Source organism: Methylobacterium sp. J-118, assembly GCF_057836565.1.
This window is the reverse complement of the sequence record NZ_JBYQFA010000001.1, coordinates 276,280-295,217: the sequence shown is the minus strand read 5'-3', so window position 1 is coordinate 295,217 and position 18,938 is coordinate 276,280. Positions and strand designations below refer to the sequence as shown.

Sequence of the window (18,938 nt, the reverse complement as noted above, 5' to 3'; positions counted from 1 at the left end):
GATGGCGTGGAAGGTCGGCGCCGCGGTCGCGGTGGTTCTCGGGTTCGTCGGCGTCGGAGCCGGCAGCGGCAGCGGTCCCGATCCGCGCCGCTCCGGCTGGCGCGACGGCTATCGGCCGCCCGCAGAAATCCCGTTCCCGGCCGAGAATCCGTATACGGCCGCCCGGGCCGAGCTCGGCCGACGCCTGTTCTTCGACCCGATCCTCTCCGGCGATCGGACCCGGTCCTGCGCGACCTGCCACGTCCCGGACCTCGCCTGGGCCGATGGGCGCGCCCGGGCGGCGACGCGTCAGCAGGGCGATATGGACCTGCGCACGCCGACGCTCATCAACGTCGCCTGGCAGGATGGGCCCCTCGGCTGGGACGGCAAGTTCCCCACGCTCGAATCGGTCTCCGCGATGCCGATCACGGCACCGGGCAACATGAACCTGCCGATGGCCGAGGCCCTGACGCGGCTCTCCGGCGATCCGGACTACGTGGTGGCCTTCGCCGGCGCCTTCGCGGATCCGGCAATCACCCGCGAACGGCTGGAGGCGGTGCTCGCCACCTTCGAGCGCCTGATCGTGACCGCCCCGACACCCTTCGACCGGTGGATCGCTGGCCAGGAGGACGCGATCGGCGATCCGGCCAAGCGCGGGTTCGACCTGTTCAACGGCCGGGCCGGCTGCGCCAGCTGTCATTCCGGCTGGTCGTTCACCGACAACTCGTTCCACGACATCGGGGTCGGATCGGGAGCCGATATCGGGCGCGGACGCTTCAAGCCGACATCGGTCGCCCTGCAATACGCGTTCAAGACGCCGACCCTGCGGGAGATCGGGCAGCGCGGCCCCTACATGCACGACGGCTCGGTACCGAACCTGGAGGCCGTGATCGATCTCTACGACCGGGGCGGGATCGAACGCCCGAGCCGCGCCCGAGCGATCAAACCGCTCCATCTTACCGGCGCGGAGCGGGCCGATCTCCTGGCGTTCCTGGCGACGCTGTCGGCCCGCACGGAGCGCGACCTCATGACCGCGTCCTTCGCGGCCCACCCGCCGGCGCCCTGACATCGCGGCGAACCGGGTCTCAGCGACCGATCTCGGATCCGCGCTGGCCGCGGCCCGGGCTCCGCTGCTCGCAGGCCTCCAGCGCGGCGGCGAGGCGCGTCTCGTTGGCGGCGGCGCCGTTGGACAGGGTCACGACCGTCCCCAGGGTCCAGGCGCCGGCGAATAGGCCGAGGGCCACCACACCCAGCAGCACGTAGGCCATCAGCCTGTTGCGGCGCAGATCGGCCTTGAGCTGCTGGATCAGGTCCCGGTTGTCTTCGGCGAGCGTGTTCCGCGCGACCACCAACTCGTTGTACATGTTGGTGATGGCGTTGGTCGACATGTACACCAGGAGCAGGTGGACGACGAAGTCGTCGTCCGTCGTGGTGTTCAGGGCGGCCGCGATCCGCACGGCGAGCTGACGCTCCCAGGGCTGGAGATCGCGGCCGTGGACCGACCGGTAGAACCGCTCGAGGTTGGTCACGGCCGGAGCGCATCCCGCCAGGCCGTATGGAAGTTGCGCCGAAGGCGGCGGCCCTCCACGCGCAGGCGCATGGGCGCCGTGTTCGCCAGGAACTGCCAGGTCATGTGCTGCACCCGCAGCGCCTCGATCAGGCGCTCGCCGATCCGCTCGATCTCGATGACGCGGAAGTTCGGCTGCTTGCGCAGAGCCTTCACGAGGTCCGACGATTCGAGATAGTCGAAGTTGGTCGCCTGCGCGGTGTTCTTCGCCAGGATCGCCCGGTCGCACTCGATCAGCATCGGGCGGAGTTCCTTGAGAACCTCCAGGGCGGTCGGATCGACGGCGCCGGCCGCCACGACGACGCTGAGGCGGATGTTCGCCTCCCGGCAGCTCTCGACGATGATCTCGGCGCAGCGCCGGGTCGTCTCGGTGTCGCCGGCCGGGAAATCGACCACCACGAAACGCTCCGCGGTCTCGATCACGTGCTCGATCATGTCCTGGCACAGGGTCGGGTCGACGCGGCCGGTGCTGTCCTCCGCGCGCAGGCGCTGCTTGACGCAGGAGATGCCGGTCCGCCGTGGCAGGAAATTGTCGCTGCCGGGGCTGGTCTCCTGCATCAGCGCGGTGTGGAAGTGCCGGTTGGCCGGGTCGGTGTCGATCGCCAGGACCGGGCCGACCTCGGCGCAGAGGTCGGCGACCTGAAGCGCGATGGTGGTCTTGCCGACCCCGCCCTTGCCGCCCAGGCAGAGGACCAGGACTTTCGCCGCCGAGCCCAGAAGGTCGCGCTGGATCTCCTGGATCTCGTCCGGGCTGTACCAGGCCGGAACCTTGATCTGCGTATCGTCGCTCATGGGATAGCTCCTTGCTGATGGGGCAGGGCGGCCTCCGCGCGCCGGGGCGCCGGGGACCGGTCCTGCGGGGATGTCAGGATTGACGCGATGCGCCCGGGCCCGCGGGCCGCCTGCGCGGGGTCGAGCGGGTCATGCGGGCCTCCCGGGCCGCGCCCGAGGCGGCCATCGCCGCTCTCGATGATTCGCCCCGCGGGCCGGCGGGGGAGGGACGAGCCGCCCTATGCCGGTCACCGGGAGGTCGCTGACGGGAGCCGGCTGGGGGATCCGGCCGGGCAATGGCGCTGCATTGGGATGTCGCGCGGCCTTCACGGGCCGCGCGATGCGCCGGGCGTCGAAATGGCGTCCCTCCGCGCGGCGTGCACACGATCGCTCCGCCCCTGTCGACAGCGGCCCGGCCGGAGGTTTTAACCCGCGCAAGTTTATCTGGCCCAAGTTCATCTCGCCAACGTTTAAGTTCGGCCAAGATCCCGTATGAGGCCGCATACCCTGCGAGCTCCGTGATCCCGTCTCCGAAGGCTGTTTCCCGCTACAGCCTAAACATTAACGAATCAATCTCGGCATTTATTTGCTGCTTATTACTCAAACTTGGTCGACATAAGCGTCTTAAAACAAAATTCACTCGCCCAAAATTCGAACTGACGTACAGAAAATATCTGAATATCGTACGAATAGCCATGTTGAAGTTGCGGTGACGCGCGGCCGAGCGCCCGGATCAGGGCGGACTTAATCGGATCCGTGGTCGCGGGGCGTCTCTGAGGCGGACGATGGCCGGGCCTCGGACGCCACCGGCACGATGAAGCGGTCACGTGGGGAGCCGACGAGCGGGACAGCCCGGACCGGCGCCGGGACTTCGGGGGGTCTGGTGCGAGCCCCCGAGCGCGCCATCGCCGCCGCTCCGACGCGCGGGGCAGCGATGGCGGAATGCGAAGCTACCTAAGCAGAATCCACAGCGTTAACCGTCCACTCACATTCGTTAACAAACCATTGGCTAAAATCCGACGGAGATATTTAAGTAGTCCGGTAACCACGGTGTCGTTGCGCAGCGACGAGGGCTCAATGCCAGCATCCAGAAAAACGTCGCGATCGGTCGCCTGCGCCCTCGGCCTCTCGGGGCCCCTGACCCTCGCCGCGACGGGTGCAGCCGAGGCCCATGTCAAATGGTTCTGCGCCTACGACGTGGCCGGGCAGCCGCAGGGCCTCGAGCAGGTGCTCTGTTTGAATTTCGAGTGGCTGACCGGGCTCGCCCTTCTCTGCCTCATGTTCGGATGCTTGGCCGAGGGCACGCCCCTCGGGGGCGCCCTGCTCAACGCCCTCGACCGCGTGACCACGCGGATCCGCATCGACACCGAGCTGCTGGTCCGCGCCACGCTGGGTTTCTTCCTGGTCTCGCTCTTCGACCTCGGCGGCATCATCCTGACCCCGGAGCTGAAGACCGACGTGGCCTGGATCCCGTGGCTTCAGCTCGCGCTGGCGGCCTGCCTGATCTGGCGCCGGACGATGCCGATCACCGGGCTGGGCCTGGTCTTCCTGTTCAGCTACGCCACTGCGCAATATGGGCTCTTCCACCTCGCGGATTATCCGATCTTCCTGGGAATCGCCGCCTACCTGATCGCGCAGGGACTCGGCCTCAAACCCTTCGGGATCCGCCCCCTGGACATCGTGCGCTGGTCCGCCGCGATCACCCTGATGTGGGCGTCCATCGAGAAGTGGGCCTATCCGGAATGGTCGGCGCCGCTGCTCGCCGCCAAGCCGCAGATGACCATGGGCGCGACCCCCGAACTGTTCATGCAGGCCGCCGGCGTCATCGAGTTCACCCTGGCCTTCGCCCTGGCCTGGACGCCCCTGGTCCGGCGCAGCGCGGCCATCATCCTGGCGGCGATCTTCGTCTCGGCGATCGTCGAGTTCGGCAAGGTGGACGCGATCGGCCATTCCGGGATCATCGTGGTGCTCCTGGCGATCGCCGCCGACGATGTCCGGGTTCCGGTGCGCGTGCGGCAGGTACTCCTGGCGCCGGCCTGGTACGGCGCGGCGCTCGCGGCCTTCCTGTTCCTCTACTACGTGGGCCACGCCGCCCTGTTCGGCGGGCTCGGCACGATGCCGGTGATCTGACAGGCGCCCCTCGTGATGCCCGGCCTCATCGCGCCGCCAGAAGCGGTCCGAGCACGTCGGCGAGGCCATTGAGCAGGATCTGCGTGCCGACGCACAGCAGCAGGAAGGCGAACAGGCGCCCGGTCACCCGGGCGCGGGCCGGGCCGAGGAGCGCCACCACCCGGTCGGCCGAGGCGTAGAGGAGGGCCACCGTCCCGGCGACCACGAGGGCCGCCAGCGTCACGCCGAGATAGAAGCCGAGGCGCTCGGCATAGGGCCCGGGCCGGTTCGCCCCCAGGGTGATCGCGACCGCGATCGTGCCCGGTCCGGTGGTGAACGGCAGGGTCAACGGGAAGAAGGCGATCTCCGAGAGAACGCCCGGCCCCTGCTCCGCCGGGGACCCCGGGGCGGCCGCGCCGCGCCCCCCCGAGCCCGACGCCTCGGCCTGCTTGCGCGCCTCCCGCGCCTCCGGCCGATTGAGCTGGGTCCAGGCCGACGACATCACCACCAGGCCGCCGGCGACGCGCAGGGCCCCCAGGGTCACGCCGAAGAAGTTGAGGATCGGCGTGCCGGCCCAGAGGGCGCCGAGCATCACCAGCGCGGCGTAGACGCCGATCCGGCGCGACAGCAGCACCCGCTCGGCGTGGCTGTAGATGCTGGTCACCTGCGCGAAGATGAAGGCGCCGCCGATCGGGTTCACGATCGCGATCAGCCCCGAGAGGGCGAGCAGGAACTGCTGGAGGGTGAAATCGATGCTCATCCGGACCCGTCCGCGTTGCGCGTCCTCCTAAAGCATCGGCCCGAAGGCTGGCCACCGGCTTTCCGCCGACGACGACAGCCGCGACACGCATCGCCGCGGCGCCGGGATCAACCCGGGGCGGGCGCCGGGACCAGGACCCGGGCCGGGGCGAGGCGGCGGGCGCGCCGGACCTGACGCACCGTGATCGGCCGGTAGAGCTGCTTCGTCGCGTCGACCACGTGCAATCCGGCGAAAGGCAGGGACAGGCTGGTGCCGATCCACTCCCAGGCCGGGCCGGTGCGCAGCATCGGCCGCGAGCGCACCGGCGGCATGTACAGCGTCTCGGCCCAGCTTACCGGCGAGAACAGGGTATCGCGCATCAGCCGCCCGAGCTGCGAGCGGCTGTAGGGCTGGCCATGGCCGAAGGGTGTCGCCTCGCGCCGCGCCCAGACGCCGCGCCGGTTCGGCACCACCAGGATCATCCGCCCGCCCGGGGTGAGGGTGCGCCACACCTCCTGAAGCAGCTCTGTGGGGCTCTCGACCGCCTCCAGGGCATGGATCAGGAGGATCCGGTCGACGGCGGATTCGGGCAGCGGCATCATGGTCGGATCGGCCAGCGCCGTGCAGGATCGGCCGCTCGCAGGCCAGTTCACGACACCCTGGCTCGTCGGCATGAAGGCGAGGGTGCGCTCGGCGATGCAGTGGACCGGGCTCAGATACGGCGTGGCGTAGCCGATCCCGAGCACCCGCAGGCCCGAGACCGAGCCGAGGAACTCGTGGAGCGTGCGGCCGACCACGCGATGCGTCGTGCGGCCCAGGGGGCTGGCGTAGAAGGCCCGCAAGCCGTTGACGTCGAGACGCATGGAGAAGCAGGTTACCGAACCGGGAACGGGTGCCGTACTCAATGGTGACCCGGACCGCGCGCGGCAAGCGTGGACGGAACCCGGCCGCTCGGCCACGTGTTCACGGCGGCAGCGTTTGCGCCCCGAGGAGATCCCGTCCGATGGCCGCCGAGACCGAGATCCGCACCTTCCTGTGCCGCAGCGACAATATCGGCGTCCTGATTCGCGACCCCGCCACCGGGGCCTGCGCGGCGATCGACGTGCCCGAGGCCGGTCCGGTCCTGAAGGCGCTCGATGAGACGGGATGGCGGCTCACCGACATCCTCGTGACCCACCGGCACGGCGACCACGTCGAGGGCATCCCGGCGGTGAAGCGGGCCACCGGCGCCCGGGTCGTGGCCCCCGCCAAGGCCGGCGATGCGGTCCCGCTGGTCGATGTCGCCGTCCGGGAGGGCGACACGGTGCGGGTCGGCGGTCTCGAAGCCCGGGTCTGGGAGACGCCGGGCCACTGCGCCGACCATGTCACCTACTGGTTCGCCGAGGCCGGCCTCGTCTGCGCCGGCGACACGCTGTTCACCCTCGGCTGCGGCCGGGTCATGGAGAGCCCGCCCGAGACCCTCTACCGGTCGCTGCGCCGCTTCGACGACCTGCCCGGGAGCGCGCAGGTCTACAGCGGTCACGACTACGTACTCGCCAACGCCCGCTTCGCGCTGGCGGCCGACCCGGACAATTCGGATCTGAAGGCCCGATACGCCGAGGCCGAGCGGGCGAAAACGGAGGGCCGCTTCCTCATCCCGTCGACCATGGAAGCGGAACGGGCGACCAATCCCTTCCTGCGCAGCGCAGTCCCGGCCTTCGCCAAGGCCGTCGATATGCCACCCGAAAGCGACCCTGAAACCGTGTTTGTCGCTTTAAGAGCGTGGAAGAACCGCTTCTGAGGCAGGTGATAACGAGAAAAATTTGTTGCCTTCTCAAGGCAAACTGACACATAGGTGTGTTTAAGCGGTCTTAATCCGCTGAGGTAACCGGGCTCCCGGGGGGAAGCCGTAACGTCAACGCGAAGCGCCGGGACGCTTCAGCCGGTATGATGGGGGTCCGTCTCGCCCTACCACCTGTCCACTTCCCGCCTTCCGCTTCCATTCCTCAAGCCAGAATCGGACGGATGTAAGGAGGAGGCGCTCAGCGCCAAGGCCAAACTCTCCGTCGCCGATGTCGCCGAGTCCGGCCCCCTTCTGGAGGGTGCCGACGCGACCCCGGGAACCCGCCCCCGCGCGCCGGTCGCGGCCGACGTGCGTCTCCTGGGCATCGCCACCGAGCACCTCTCGCGGCTCGGCCCCAAACGCGTGACCGTCGTGGCCGTGGCCGCCGAGGCGGGCATGACCCACGCCAACGTCTACCGCTACTTTCCGTCGAAGGACGCGCTCCTCGACGCGGTGGCGGGCCGCTGGCTCCGCGAAGTCGAGGCGCGGCTCGCCGGCATCGCCGACGCGCCCGACCCCGCCGACGACAAGATCGAGCGCCTGCTCACGGCTTTGGCCACGGTCCAGCGGGACGCGCTGGTCGACGAGCCGAACCTCTTCGCCGTCCATCTCGACGCCACCGTGTCGGCCCGGCCCATCGCCCGGCGGCACCGCGTGCGCCTGCGCAGCCTGGTGGAGCGCGTGGTCGAGGAGGGGATCACCTCGGGGATCTTCTCGGCCCGCGACCGGGAGCGCGCGATCGCCTACATCTTCGACGCCAGCTACCGCTTCACCCACCCCCTGGCGATCCAGCACGATGCCGAAGTGCCCCGCGACCTGATCGAGGCGCGGTTCGGGGCGGTGATCCATGCGATCCAGCGGGTGCTGCGCTCCGGCATTCTCTGACGCCAGCGGCGGAGATCCGACACGGCTGGAGGGCCCGGACGACGCGTCCGGGCCCTTCGCGTCTGCGCCGGGCCCTCGTTGGAACCGCGCCGGGGCAACCGCTGAAATGACAGCCCTTTGGATCTGTCATTCACGCTTCGCGCACCCTCACGGCCAGTGTGCACTGCACCTAAAACCTTCGCGACGTTGAGGTTTCGTCGCGGCGGCCGGGGACATTTCCGGGCGGCTCGCCCGCCTGATAGGCCTCCCGCACGCCCCGCATCGGGTTGAAGCGCCGGTGCTTTTCGGCCACACAGCCGCGCAGATTTCAGAGCGGCGAATCCGGCCTCGTCCCCTGCGGACGGGCGGTCCGGACCTCGCGCGGAAGATCACCGAACTCGACACGCAGCGGAGACGAATCCGACATGGCTCGCAACAAGATCGCGCTCATCGGGGCCGGCCAGATCGGCGGCACCCTGGCTCTTCTCGCAGGCCTCAAGGATCTCGGCGACGTCGTGCTGTTCGACATCGTCGACGGCGTGCCGCAGGGCAAGGCGCTCGACATCGCAGAGGCGGCCCCGGTCGAGGGCTTCGACGCCAGCTACGCGGGCGCCAGCGACTATGCGGCCATCAAGGGCGCCGACGTGGTGATCGTCACCGCCGGCGTGCCGCGCAAGCCCGGCATGAGCCGCGACGACCTGATCGGCATCAACCTCAAGGTGATGCAGGCCGTGGGCGAGGGCATCAAAAGCTACGCCCCGGACGCCTTCGTGATCTGCATCACCAACCCCCTCGACGCGATGGTCTGGGCGCTGCAGAAGTTCTCGGGCCTGCCCACCAACAAGATCGTCGGCATGGCCGGCGTGCTCGACTCGGCCCGCTTCCGCCATTTCCTCGCGGAAGAGTTCAAGGTCTCGGTGGAGGACGTCACCGCCTTCGTGCTCGGCGGCCACGGCGACGACATGGTCCCGCTCACCCGCTACTCCACGGTCGCGGGCGTGCCGCTGACCGATCTCGTCAAGCTGGGCTGGACCACCCAGGAGAAGCTCGACGCCATGGTCGACCGGACCCGCAAGGGCGGCGGCGAGATCGTCAACCTGCTCAAGACCGGCTCGGCCTTCTACGCACCGGCCGCCTCCGCCATCGCCATGGCCGAGAGCTACCTGCGCGACAAGAAGCGGGTCCTGCCCTGCGCCGCCTATCTCGACGGCCAGTACGGCGTGAAGGGCATGTTCATCGGCGTGCCGATCGTCATCGGCGCCGGCGGCGTCGAGCGCGTCCTGGAGGTCACCTTCGACCCGGCCGAGAAGGCGATGTTCGACAAGTCCGTCGCTTCGGTGACCGGCCTGATCGAGGCCTGCAAGGGCGTCGACAGCTCGCTGGCGTAGTTCTGAGCGAATAGCGAATAGGGAGTAGCGAATAGGGCCCCGGCGGTCTGCTCGCTCCACTCGAACTATTCGCTACTCGCTATTCCCTATTCGCTCCTCCCCCACGAGGTCCCGATGAACATCCACGAATACCAGGCCAAGGCCGTGCTGAAGGAGTTCGGCCTGCCCGTCTCCCGCGGCGTGCCGATCTTCAATCCGTCGGAGGCCGAGGCCGCCGCCAAGGAACTCGGCGGCCCGGTCTGGGTGGTGAAGAGCCAGATCCACGCGGGCGGGCGCGGCAAGGGCACGTTCAAGGGCGCCCCCGAGGGCGCCAAGGGCGGGGTGCGCGTCACCAAATCGATCGACGAGGTCAAGCAATATGCCGGCGAGATGCTCGGCCAGACCCTGGTGACGATCCAGACCGGCCCGGCCGGCAAGCAGGTCAACCGCCTCTACATCGAGGAAGGCGCCCAGATCGCCGAAGAGTTCTACATCTCGATGCTGGTCGACCGCGTCACCGGCGGCGTCGCCTTCGTCGTCTCGACCGAGGGTGGCATGGATATCGAGGCGGTCGCCCACGACACGCCCGAGAAGATCCACACGATCGCCGTCGATCCGGCCACCGGCGTCATGCCCCATCACGGCCGCGCGGTCGCCAAGGCGCTGGGCCTCACCGGCGCCCAGGCCAAGGAAGCGGCCTCGCTGACGGAAAAACTCTACGCGGCGTTCGTGTCCAAGGACATGAGCATGCTGGAGATCAATCCGCTGGTGCTCACCGCCGACGGCCACCTGAAGTGCCTCGACGCCAAGATCTCGTTCGACTCGAACGCGCTCTACAAGCACGCCGACATCGTCGCGCTGCGGGATGAGACCGAGGAGGACCCCAAGGAGATCGAGGCGTCGAAATACGACCTCGCCTACATCGCACTGGACGGCACGATCGGCTGCATGGTCAACGGCGCCGGGCTGGCCATGGCGACGCTCGACATCATCAAGCTCTATGGCGAGAGCCCGGCGAACTTCCTGGATGTCGGCGGCGGCGCCTCGGAGGAGAAGGTCACGGCGGCGTTCAAGATCATCACCGCCGATCCGCAGGTGAAGGGGATCCTCGTCAACATCTTCGGCGGGATCATGAAGTGCGACGTGATCGCCAACGGTGTGATCGCGGCCGTGAAGGCGGTGGGCCTTCAGGTGCCGCTGGTGGTGCGCCTCGAAGGCACCAACGTCGAGGAGGGCAAGGCGATCATCCGGAACTCCGGCCTGAACGTGATCCCGGCGGACGACCTCGACGACGCCGCGCAGAAGATCGTCGCCGCCGTGAAGGGAGCCTGACCATGTCGGTGATGATCGACGCCAACACCAAGGTCATCTGCCAGGGCTTCACCGGCAAGAACGGGACCTTCCATTCCGAGCAGGCCCTCAGTTACGGGACCAAGATGGTCGGCGGCACCAGCCCCGGCAAAGGCGGCTCGACCCATCTCGGCCTGCCGGTGTTCGACACGGTGGCCGAGGCCCGCGAGGCCACGGGCGCCGACGCCTCGGTGGTCTACGTGCCGCCGCCGGGCGCCGCCGACGCGATCTGCGAGGCGATCAGCGCCGAGATCCCGCTGATCGTCTGCATCACGGAGGGCATCCCGGTGCTCGACATGGTGCGGGTCAAGCGGGCGCTGACCGGCTCGAAGTCGCGCCTCGTCGGGCCGAACTGCCCCGGCATCGTCACGGCGGGCGAATCGAAGATCGGCATCATGCCGGCCAACATCTTCCGGCCGGGCTCGGTCGGCATCGTCTCGCGGTCGGGCACGCTGACCTACGAGGCGGTGTTCCAGACCACGAATGCCGGCCTCGGCCAGACCACGGCGGTCGGCATCGGCGGCGATCCGGTGAAGGGCACCGAGTTCATCGACGTGCTGGAGCTGTTCCTGGCCGATCCGATGACCGAGTCGATCGTGATGATCGGCGAGATCGGCGGCTCGGCCGAGGAGGAGGCGGCGCAGTTCCTGCGTGACGAGGCCAAGCGCGGGCGCAGCAAGCCGATGGTCGGCTTCATCGCCGGCCGCACGGCGCCTCCGGGCCGGCGCATGGGCCATGCCGGCGCGATCATCTCGGGTGGCAAGGGCGGCGCCGAGGACAAGATCGCCGCCATGGAGGCGGCGGGCATCCGCGTCTCGCCGTCGCCCGCCCGGCTGGGCTCGACCCTGGTCGAGGTTCTGACGGGCTGAGGCCGCGCGCCTGCGTTGCGGCCCTCGCAGGGCCGCGCCTCCCATATGGGAGATACCGAGTGCGACACAGCGGGGCGGTTTCCCGCCCCGTTTCGGTTTGAGGCGATCCGCGCCGCTGACGGAGAGCCGGGAGGGCAGGGACGCTGCCCGCGCGACAGGATGGACGGACCATGGCACGCCAGGACGTGAACGAAGCGCTCCTCGAAACCTCGTTCCTCTACGGCGCCAACGCCGCCTATATCGAGGAGTTGCAGGCGGCCTACGCCCGCAACCCCGCCTCGGTGGATCCGGAGTGGCAGACGTTCTTCAAGGGCTTGGGCGAGGACGAGACCCTCGTCGAGAAGAACGCCGCCGGGGCCTCCTGGGAGAAGCCGAACTGGCCGGTGCCGCTCAACGGCGAGCTGGTCTCGGCGCTGGACGGCAACTGGGGCGCCCTGGAGAAGGCGGTCGGCGACCGGATCGTGGCCCGCGACGCCAAGGAGCCGAAGCCCGGCAAGCCGCAGGACAGCGTCGCCGCGACCACCGGCGTCTCCGTCGAGCAGGCGGCCAAGGATTCGGTCCGGGCGATCATGCTGATCCGCTCCTACCGCATGCGCGGCCACCTGCACGCCAAGCTCGATCCCCTCGGGCTGGCGCCGCGCGGCGACCATGAGGAGCTGCATCCGCAGCATTACGGATTCAGCGAGGAGACCGATTGGGACCGCCCAATCTTCCTCGACAACGTGCTCGGCCTCCAGTTCGGGACGATCCGGGAGATCGTCGACATCCTGGAGCGGACCTACTGCCAGACGCTCGGCGTCGAGTTCATGCACATCTCCGATCCCGCCGAGAAGGCGTGGATCCAGGAGCGCATCGAGGGCAAGGACAAGGAGATTTCCTTTACGCCGGAAGGCCGTCGCGCGATCCTGAACAAGCTGATCGAGGCCGAGGGCTTCGAAAAGTTCCTGGACCTCAAGTACACCGGCACCAAGCGCTTCGGGCTCGACGGCGGCGAGTCGATGATCCCCGCGATGGAGCAGATCATTAAGCGCGGCGGCGCCCTCGGGGTGCGCGAGATCGTGCTCGGCATGGCCCATCGCGGCCGCCTCAACGTGCTGACCAACGTGATGGCCAAGCCGTTCCGCGCGGTCTTCCACGAGTTCAAGGGCGGCTCGGCGTCCCCGGCCGAGGTCGAGGGCTCGGGCGACGTGAAGTACCACCTGGGCGCCTCCTCGGACCGCGCCTTCGACGGCAACAACGTCCACCTGTCGCTGACCGCCAACCCGTCGCACCTGGAGATCGTCGATCCCGTGGTGCTCGGGAAGGTGCGCGCCAAGCAGGACCAGTGGGCCAAGCCCCATATTGAGCGCCGCACGGTGCTGCCGCTCCTGATCCACGGCGACGCCGCCTTCGCCGGCCAGGGCGTGGTGGCCGAGTGCCTCGGCCTGTCGGGGCTGAAGGGCCACCGCACCGGCGGCTCGATCCACTTCATCATCAACAACCAGATCGGCTTCACCACCGATCCGCGCTTCTCGCGCTCGTCGCCGTACCCGTCCGACGTCGCCAAGATGGTCGAGGCGCCGATCTTCCACTGCAACGGCGACGATCCGGAGGCCGTGACCTTCGCCGCGAAGGTCGCCGTCGAGTACCGGCAGAAATTCGGCAAGCCGGTCGTGATCGACATGCTGTGCTACCGCCGCTTCGGCCACAACGAGGGCGACGAGCCGGCCTTCACCCAGCCGAAGATGTACCAGCGGATCCGCAAGCATCCGTCGGTGCTGGAGAATTACGGCCGCCGGCTGGTCGAGAACGACTCCGTCACCCAGGAGGCGCTCGACGCCCGCAAGTCCGAGTTCCGGCAGCTCCTCGACACCGAGCTGGACGTCGCCAACAACTACAAGGCGAATAAGGCCGATTGGCTCGACGGCCGCTGGTCCGGCGTCAAGGCCGTGCACGAGGACGTGGACGATCCCCGCCGGGGCCGCACCGCCGTGCCGGCCGAGACCCTGCAGGAGATCGGCCGCAGGATCACGCAGGTCCCCCCCGGCTTCCATCTGCATCGCACGATCCAGCGGTTCATGGACAACCGCGCCAAGTCGGTGGAGACCGGAACCGGCCTCGATTGGGCGACCGCGGAGGCCCTGGCCTTCGGGGCGACGCTGCTCGACGGCAACCGGGTCCGGCTGTCCGGCCAGGACGTCGAGCGCGGCACCTTCTCGCAGCGCCACGCGGTGGTGATCGATCAGGAGAACGAGCAGCGCTACACGCCGCTCAACGGCATCCGCGAGGGCCAGGCCTCCATCGAGATCATCAACTCGATGCTCTCCGAGGAGGCGGTGCTGGGCTTCGAGTACGGCTACTCCCTGGCCGAGCCGAACGCCCTGGTCCTGTGGGAGGCGCAGTTCGGCGACTTCGCCAACGGTGCCCAGGTGGTGATCGACCAGTTCATCGCCAGCGGTGAGCGCAAGTGGCTGCGCATGTCCGGCCTCGTGCTGCTGCTGCCGCACGGCTACGAGGGACAGGGCCCCGAACACTCCTCCGCCCGCCTGGAGCGCTACCTGCAGGCCTGCGCCGAGGACAATATGCAGGTCGCCAACGTCACAACCCCGGCGAACTACTTCCACATCCTGCGCCGGCAGTTGAAGCGGGACTTCCGCAAGCCGCTGATCCTGATGACCCCGAAGTCCCTGCTGCGCCACAAGCGCGCCGTCTCGACGCTGGATCGCCTGGCGGAGGGCTCGACCTTCCACCGGGTCCTCTGGGACGATGCCGAGGAGGAGGGCGCCCCCAACAAGCTCGTGCGCGACGACAAGATCCGCCGCGTCGTGCTTTGCTCCGGCAAGGTCTATTACGACCTGCTGGAGGAGCGGGAGAAGCGCGGCCTCAACGACATCTACCTGATGCGCGTCGAGCAGCTTTACCCGTTCCCGCTCAAGGCGCTGGCCACCGAGATGGGCCGCTTCCGCAACGCGGACGTCATCTGGTGCCAGGAGGAGCCCAAGAACATGGGCGCCTGGGCCTTTGTCGAGCCTTACCTCGAATGGGTGCTCGGCCAGGCCGGCTCCGCGGTGAAGCGCGCCCGCTACGTCGGCCGCCCGGCCTCGGCCTCCACCGCGGTGGGCCAGATGTCGAAGCACCAGGCGCAGCTCCAGGCCTTCCTCAACGAGGCCCTGGCGGTCTGATCGTTCGGGACCCGGCGGCGACCCCTCCGGGCCGCCGCCTCATTCTCCAGGCCGTCCGGCACGGCCCAACCTATCCGGAAGTGCGAAACGACATGGCTACCGACATCCTCGTCCCGACGCTCGGCGAATCCGTGAGCGAGGCCACGATCGGCCGCTGGTTCAAGAAGCCCGGCGACACGGTCGCGGCCGACGAGCCGATCGTGGAACTCGAGACCGACAAGGTCACCCTTGAGGTCAACGCCCCGGCGGCGGGCCAGCTCGGCGAGATCCTGGCCAAGGACGGCGAGACCGTGGAGCCCGGCGCCCTGCTCGGCTCGATCGTCGAGGCCGGCGCAGCGGCCGGCGGCGGCAAGAAGGCGGCGGCCCCGAAAGCGGTCGCCGAGACCAAGGCGGAGAGCCGGAGCGAGGCCCCGAAGGCCGACTCGGGCAAGGCCGAGGCTCCGGCGCAGGAATCGTCGGCCGGCTACGGCAACCACGGCGCCGCGGCGTCCCCCGCGGCCCAGCAGCGCCCGGCGGGCGACAACGGCCCGGCGGTGGCCAAGCTCGCCCGCGAGTCGGGTGTCGACCCGTCGGGCGTGAACGGCTCGGGCAAGGACGGCCGCGTCACGAAGGGCGACATGCTCGGCGCCCTGGCCAAGGGTCCGGCCCCGGCCGCCCCCGCCAAGGAGGCCCGCCCGGCCCTGCCGCGTGCGCCCTCGGCGCCGGACGATGCGTCGCGCGAGGAGCGCGTGCGCATGACGAAGCTGCGCCAGACCATCGCGCGCCGGCTCAAGGATGCCCAGGACACGGCGGCGATGCTGACGACGTTCAACGACGTCGACATGTCGGCCGTGATGGCGATGCGCAGCCAGTACAAGGACATCTTCGAGAAGAAGCACGGCACGAAGCTCGGCTTCATGGGCTTCTTCACCAAGGCGGTGATCGGCGCCCTCAAGGACGTGCCGGCGGTCAATGCCGAGATCGACGGGCAGGATCTCGTCTACAAGAACTACTACCACATCGGCATCGCGGTCGGGACCGATAAGGGCCTGGTCGTGCCGGTGGTGCGGAACGCTGACGACCTGTCCATCGCTGGGATCGAGAAGACGATCTCCGGCTTCGGCAAGAAGGCCCGGGACGGCAAGCTCTCCATCGAGGACATGCAGGGCGGCACCTTCACGATCACCAACGGCGGCATCTACGGCTCGCTGATGTCGACCCCGATCCTCAACGCCCCACAATCGGGCATCCTCGGCATGCACCGCATCGAGGAGCGCCCGGTGGTCCGCGCCGGCAGGATCGAGGCGCGGCCGATGATGTACCTCGCCCTGTCGTACGACCATCGCATCGTCGACGGTAAGGAGGCCGTGACCTTCCTGGTGCGGGTGAAGGAAGCACTGGAGGATCCGGCCCGGCTCGTTCTGGATCTGTAAGGGCGCAACCGCGATCGCGGCATCGATCGGAAGAAGACTGATCGATGCCGACCATCGCGATCGTCGAGGGCGTTCGGATCGTGATATTTCTCAACGAACATCTTCCTCCGCATCTGCACGCGCTGTTCGCCGGCCAAGAAGCCAAGCTTTCGATCGCCACGGGAGAAGTCCTCAGCGGGAAGCTGCCGCGCGCGAAACTCAAGACGATTCAGACGTGGCTGGGTGCCAACCGCGAAGAAGTCGCCTACATCTGGCGAGAGATCCGGGCCGGACGCTACAGCGGAGGGATGATCGCGTGACGACACATCGGATCGCCACCGTGGAGGCTCTGGACTACCCAACACTCCGTATCACGTTCGACGACGGTCTCGGAGGCATCGTCGACCTGTCGGATCTGATCGCCGACGGACCCATCTTCGCGCCGCTGAAGGACGAAGCGTATTTCCGGACGGTTGCGGTCGGTGAGCACGGCTGGACCTTCGGCTGGAACCTCGATGTCGAGGGCGAGGAAATTGATTTCTGTCCCGACGCGACGCGGATCCGGATCGAGACCCAGATCGTGGAGGATCTGGCGAGCCGGTTCGAGACGCGACGCGTTGCAGCCGCATGAGTGAGCCGATGAACGGACCAAAGGTCGCCATCGTCACCGGCGGCAGCCGCGGCATCGGGCGGGCGGTGTCGCTGCTCCTGGCGGAGCGCGGCTACGCGGTCTGCCTGAGCTACGTGGCGGATGCCGCCGCGGCCCAGGCGGTGGCGGAGGCGATCACCGCAAAAGGCGGCCGAGCGCTGGCGGTGCGCGGCGACGTCGGCGACGAGGCCGACGTGATCGCCCTGTTCCAGGCCGCCGACGGCCTCGGCCGGCTCGCCGCGCTCGTCAACAACGCCGGCGTGGTCGACGTGAAGTCGGATGTTGCCGACATGAGCGCGGTCCGGCTGCAGCGGATGATGCAGACCAACGTGGTCGGCAGCTTCCTGTGCGCCCGCGAGGCGGTGCGGCGGATGTCGACCAGGCGCGGCGGGGCCGGAGGCGCCATCGTCAACCTGTCCTCGGTGGCGGCGCGGCTCGGCGGCCCCGGCCAGTTCGTGGACTACGCCGCCTCCAAGGGGGCCATCGACTCGCTGACGATCGGGCTCGCCCGGGAGGTGGCCGGGGAGGGCATCCGCGTGAACGCGGTCGCGCCCGGCATCATCGCCACCGAGATCCATGCCAGCGGCGGCGAGCCCGACCGGGTGGCGCGCCTCGGCCCGGGCGTGCCGATGGGCCGGGCCGGCACCGCCGAGGAGGTCGCCGCGCCGATCGCGTGGCTGCTCTCGGAGGAGGCCGCCTACACCACGGGCGCCATCCTCGACATCGGCGGCGGCCGCTGATCCCGACCTGACATTCCCTGCCCGTCCTGACGCGGCACGACCGAGCGGAAGCGAACGCACATGTCCTACGATCTCGTCGTCATCGGCACCGGCCCGGGCGGCTACGTCTGCGCGATCCGCGCGGCCCAACTCGGCCTGCGCACCGCCGTGGTCGAGAAGCGCGCGACCCACGGCGGCACCTGCCTCAATGTCGGTTGCATCCCGTCCAAGGCGCTGCTCCACGCCTCCGAGGCCTTCGAGGAGGCGAGCAAGCATTTCCCCGATCTCGGCATCGAGGTCAGCGGCGTGAAGCTCGATCTCAGGAAGATGATGGCCTTCAAGGCCGAGGGCGTGGCCGGGAACACCAAGGGCGTCGAGTTCCTGCTGAAGAAGAACAAGGTCGACACCTTCCACGGCACCGGCCGGATCGCCGGCGCCGGCCGGGTCGAGGTGGTGTCCGAGGATGGCGGCAACCAGATGCTCGAGACCAAGAGCATCGTCATCGCTACCGGCTCGGACGTGACGCGGCTGCCGGGCGTGACCATCGACGAGAAGGTCGTGGTCTCTTCCACGGGCGCCCTGGAGCTGGACCGGGTGCCGAAGAAGCTTCTGGTGATCGGCGCCGGGGTGATCGGGCTGGAGCTGGGCTCGGTCTGGCGCCGGCTCGGCTCGGAGGTCACCGTGGTCGAGTATCTCGACCGGGTGCTGCCGGGCATGGACGGCGAGGTCGGCAAGCAGTTCCAGCGGATCCTGACCAAGCAGGGCATCGACTTTCGGCTCTCCACCAAGGTGACCGGCGTCGAGGTCGGCAAGAAGGGCGTGGGCGTCACCGTCGAGCCGGCCGCGGGCGGCACGGCCGAGACGCTGCAGGCGGACGTGGTCCTCGTGGCGATCGGCCGGGTGCCCTACACCGGGGGTCTCGGCCTCGAAACGGTCGGCGTCCAGCGGGACGAGAAGGGCCGGATCCTCACGGATGCCCATTACGCCACCAACGTCACCGGCATCTACGCCATCGGCGACGTGATCGCCGGACCGATGCTCGCCCACAAGGCTGAGGACGAGGGGGTCGCCATCGCGGAAATGCTGGCCGGCCAGTCCGGCCACGTCAATTACGGGGTGATTCCCAACGTGGTCTACACGTTCCCGGAGGTGGCCTCGGTGGGCAAGACCGAGGAGGAGCTGAAGAAGGACGGCATCGCCTACAACGCCGGCAAATTCCCGTTCACGGCCAACGGCCGCGCCAAGGCGAACGGCACGACGGAGGGCTTCGTGAAGGTACTGGCCGACGCCCAGACCGACCGGGTGCTCGGGGTCCACATCGTCGGGGCGGATGCCGGCAACCTGATCGCCGAGGTCGCGGTGGCGATGGAGTTCGGCGCCTCCTCGGAGGATATCGCCCGGACCTGCCACGCGCACCCGACGCTCACCGAGGCGGTGAAGGAAGCCGCGCTCGCGGTGAACAAGCGCGCGATCCACGTCTGAGCGGGCGTTCGTCACCCGGGATTCCCCGGGAACGGGCGACGGCCAGATCGGTCGAGACCGGGCTCGCGCTCCCCCCTCCCTTGCGGGGAGGGGAGGCAA

17 protein-coding genes are annotated in these 18,938 nt (G+C 68.8%); 13 read left to right on the top strand and 4 right to left on the bottom strand.

Annotated elements, in window-relative coordinates:
* The first annotated feature begins 1 nt into the window (after position 1).
* Positions 2-1,045, top strand: coding sequence for a cytochrome-c peroxidase (locus AC3IF3_RS01415; RefSeq protein ID WP_489231210.1), 1,044 nt, complete (start codon positions 2-4; stop codon positions 1,043-1,045).
* Positions 1,046-1,064: 19 nt separating this feature from the next.
* Here the strand turns inward: AC3IF3_RS01415 and AC3IF3_RS01410 are convergent, their stop codons facing one another.
* Positions 1,065-1,508, bottom strand: a complete 444-nt coding sequence (locus AC3IF3_RS01410; protein WP_489226907.1) for a hypothetical protein — start codon at positions 1,506-1,508, stop codon at positions 1,065-1,067.
* Positions 1,505-2,338, bottom strand: a complete 834-nt coding sequence (locus AC3IF3_RS01405) for a nucleotide-binding protein (protein WP_489226905.1) — start codon at positions 2,336-2,338, stop codon at positions 1,505-1,507. The genes AC3IF3_RS01410 and AC3IF3_RS01405 overlap by 4 nt, the downstream gene beginning before the upstream one ends.
* 1,056 nt (positions 2,339-3,394) lie before the next feature.
* On the opposite strand from AC3IF3_RS01405, the gene AC3IF3_RS01400 reads away from it, so the two are divergent.
* Positions 3,395-4,447: a hypothetical protein gene (locus AC3IF3_RS01400; protein WP_243967968.1), complete on the top strand. Its 1,053-nt coding sequence runs from the start codon at positions 3,395-3,397 to the stop codon at positions 4,445-4,447.
* Positions 4,448-4,472: 25 nt separating this feature from the next.
* Here the strand turns inward: AC3IF3_RS01400 and AC3IF3_RS01395 are convergent, their stop codons facing one another.
* Both AC3IF3_RS01395 and AC3IF3_RS01390 read right to left on the bottom strand, forming a co-directional pair.
* Positions 4,473-5,186, bottom strand: a complete 714-nt coding sequence (locus AC3IF3_RS01395; protein ID WP_489226904.1) for a MarC family protein — start codon at positions 5,184-5,186, stop codon at positions 4,473-4,475.
* A gap of 107 nt (positions 5,187-5,293) precedes the next feature.
* Positions 5,294-6,028 carry a class I SAM-dependent methyltransferase gene (locus tag AC3IF3_RS01390; protein WP_243967964.1) on the bottom strand — a complete coding sequence of 245 codons (735 nt, stop codon included), beginning with the start codon at positions 6,026-6,028 and terminating at the stop codon, positions 5,294-5,296.
* A gap of 140 nt (positions 6,029-6,168) precedes the next feature.
* Here AC3IF3_RS01390 and gloB point away from each other — a divergent pair, with 140 nt between their 5' ends.
* The 11 genes from gloB (at position 6,169) to lpdA (ending at position 18,839) form a co-directional block, all read left to right on the top strand.
* The gene (gene gloB / locus AC3IF3_RS01385; protein WP_489226902.1) at positions 6,169-6,945 is read left to right on the top strand and encodes a hydroxyacylglutathione hydrolase; all 777 of its coding nucleotides are present in this window, start codon (positions 6,169-6,171) and stop codon (positions 6,943-6,945) included.
* Between the two features lie 294 nt (positions 6,946-7,239).
* Positions 7,240-7,872, top strand: coding sequence for a TetR family transcriptional regulator (locus tag AC3IF3_RS01380; RefSeq protein WP_489231209.1), 633 nt, complete (start codon positions 7,240-7,242; stop codon positions 7,870-7,872).
* Positions 7,873-8,276: 404 nt separating this feature from the next.
* Positions 8,277-9,239, top strand: coding sequence for a malate dehydrogenase (gene mdh / locus AC3IF3_RS01375; RefSeq protein ID WP_489226900.1), 963 nt, complete (start codon positions 8,277-8,279; stop codon positions 9,237-9,239).
* A 114-nt stretch (positions 9,240-9,353) separates the two neighbouring features.
* Positions 9,354-10,550 carry an ADP-forming succinate--CoA ligase subunit beta gene (gene sucC, locus AC3IF3_RS01370; protein WP_489226899.1) on the top strand — a complete coding sequence of 399 codons (1,197 nt, stop codon included), beginning with the start codon at positions 9,354-9,356 and terminating at the stop codon, positions 10,548-10,550.
* A gap of 2 nt (positions 10,551-10,552) precedes the next feature.
* The gene (sucD, locus tag AC3IF3_RS01365) at positions 10,553-11,437 is read left to right on the top strand and encodes a succinate--CoA ligase subunit alpha (RefSeq protein WP_489226897.1); all 885 of its coding nucleotides are present in this window, start codon (positions 10,553-10,555) and stop codon (positions 11,435-11,437) included.
* Positions 11,438-11,607: 170 nt separating this feature from the next.
* Positions 11,608-14,598: a 2-oxoglutarate dehydrogenase E1 component gene (locus AC3IF3_RS01360; RefSeq protein WP_243967957.1), complete on the top strand. Its 2,991-nt coding sequence runs from the start codon at positions 11,608-11,610 to the stop codon at positions 14,596-14,598.
* 92 nt (positions 14,599-14,690) lie between these two features.
* Positions 14,691-16,010, top strand: coding sequence for a 2-oxoglutarate dehydrogenase complex dihydrolipoyllysine-residue succinyltransferase (gene odhB, locus AC3IF3_RS01355; protein ID WP_489226895.1), 1,320 nt, complete (start codon positions 14,691-14,693; stop codon positions 16,008-16,010).
* A 44-nt stretch (positions 16,011-16,054) separates the two neighbouring features.
* On the top strand, positions 16,055-16,309 hold the full coding sequence (locus tag AC3IF3_RS01350) for a DUF4160 domain-containing protein (RefSeq protein WP_489226893.1): 255 nt from the start codon (positions 16,055-16,057) through the stop codon (positions 16,307-16,309).
* On the top strand, positions 16,306-16,620 hold the full coding sequence (locus tag AC3IF3_RS01345) for a DUF2442 domain-containing protein (RefSeq protein WP_489226892.1): 315 nt from the start codon (positions 16,306-16,308) through the stop codon (positions 16,618-16,620). The genes AC3IF3_RS01350 and AC3IF3_RS01345 overlap by 4 nt, the downstream gene beginning before the upstream one ends.
* Positions 16,621-16,628: 8 nt before the next feature.
* Positions 16,629-17,378, top strand: coding sequence for an SDR family oxidoreductase (locus AC3IF3_RS01340; protein WP_489226890.1), 750 nt, complete (start codon positions 16,629-16,631; stop codon positions 17,376-17,378).
* A gap of 60 nt (positions 17,379-17,438) precedes the next feature.
* On the top strand, positions 17,439-18,839 hold the full coding sequence (lpdA, locus tag AC3IF3_RS01335) for a dihydrolipoyl dehydrogenase (RefSeq protein WP_489226888.1): 1,401 nt from the start codon (positions 17,439-17,441) through the stop codon (positions 18,837-18,839).
* The last annotated feature ends 99 nt before the right edge of the window (positions 18,840-18,938 follow it).

What these genes read in the sequence shown, in the direction of transcription:
- lpdA (WP_489226888.1), top strand. Translation starts at nt 17,439, where the DNA reads ATGTCCTACGATCTCGTCGTCATCGGCACCGGCCCGGGCGGCTACGTC.
- sucC (WP_489226899.1), top strand. Translation starts at nt 9,354, where the DNA reads ATGAACATCCACGAATACCAGGCCAAGGCCGTGCTGAAGGAGTTCGGC.
- AC3IF3_RS01350 (WP_489226893.1), top strand. Translation starts at nt 16,055, where the DNA reads ATGCCGACCATCGCGATCGTCGAGGGCGTTCGGATCGTGATATTTCTC.
- AC3IF3_RS01395 (WP_489226904.1), bottom strand. Translation starts at nt 5,186, where the DNA reads ATGAGCATCGATTTCACCCTCCAGCAGTTCCTGCTCGCCCTCTCGGGG.
- sucD (WP_489226897.1), top strand. Translation starts at nt 10,553, where the DNA reads ATGTCGGTGATGATCGACGCCAACACCAAGGTCATCTGCCAGGGCTTC.
- AC3IF3_RS01415 (WP_489231210.1), top strand. Translation starts at nt 2, where the DNA reads ATGGCGTGGAAGGTCGGCGCCGCGGTCGCGGTGGTTCTCGGGTTCGTC.
- odhB (WP_489226895.1), top strand. Translation starts at nt 14,691, where the DNA reads ATGGCTACCGACATCCTCGTCCCGACGCTCGGCGAATCCGTGAGCGAG.
- AC3IF3_RS01390 (WP_243967964.1), bottom strand. Translation starts at nt 6,028, where the DNA reads ATGCGTCTCGACGTCAACGGCTTGCGGGCCTTCTACGCCAGCCCCCTG.
- AC3IF3_RS01340 (WP_489226890.1), top strand. Translation starts at nt 16,629, where the DNA reads ATGAACGGACCAAAGGTCGCCATCGTCACCGGCGGCAGCCGCGGCATC.
- AC3IF3_RS01400 (WP_243967968.1), top strand. Translation starts at nt 3,395, where the DNA reads ATGCCAGCATCCAGAAAAACGTCGCGATCGGTCGCCTGCGCCCTCGGC.
- mdh (WP_489226900.1), top strand. Translation starts at nt 8,277, where the DNA reads ATGGCTCGCAACAAGATCGCGCTCATCGGGGCCGGCCAGATCGGCGGC.
- AC3IF3_RS01360 (WP_243967957.1), top strand. Translation starts at nt 11,608, where the DNA reads ATGGCACGCCAGGACGTGAACGAAGCGCTCCTCGAAACCTCGTTCCTC.
- AC3IF3_RS01405 (WP_489226905.1), bottom strand. Translation starts at nt 2,338, where the DNA reads ATGAGCGACGATACGCAGATCAAGGTTCCGGCCTGGTACAGCCCGGAC.
- gloB (WP_489226902.1), top strand. Translation starts at nt 6,169, where the DNA reads ATGGCCGCCGAGACCGAGATCCGCACCTTCCTGTGCCGCAGCGACAAT.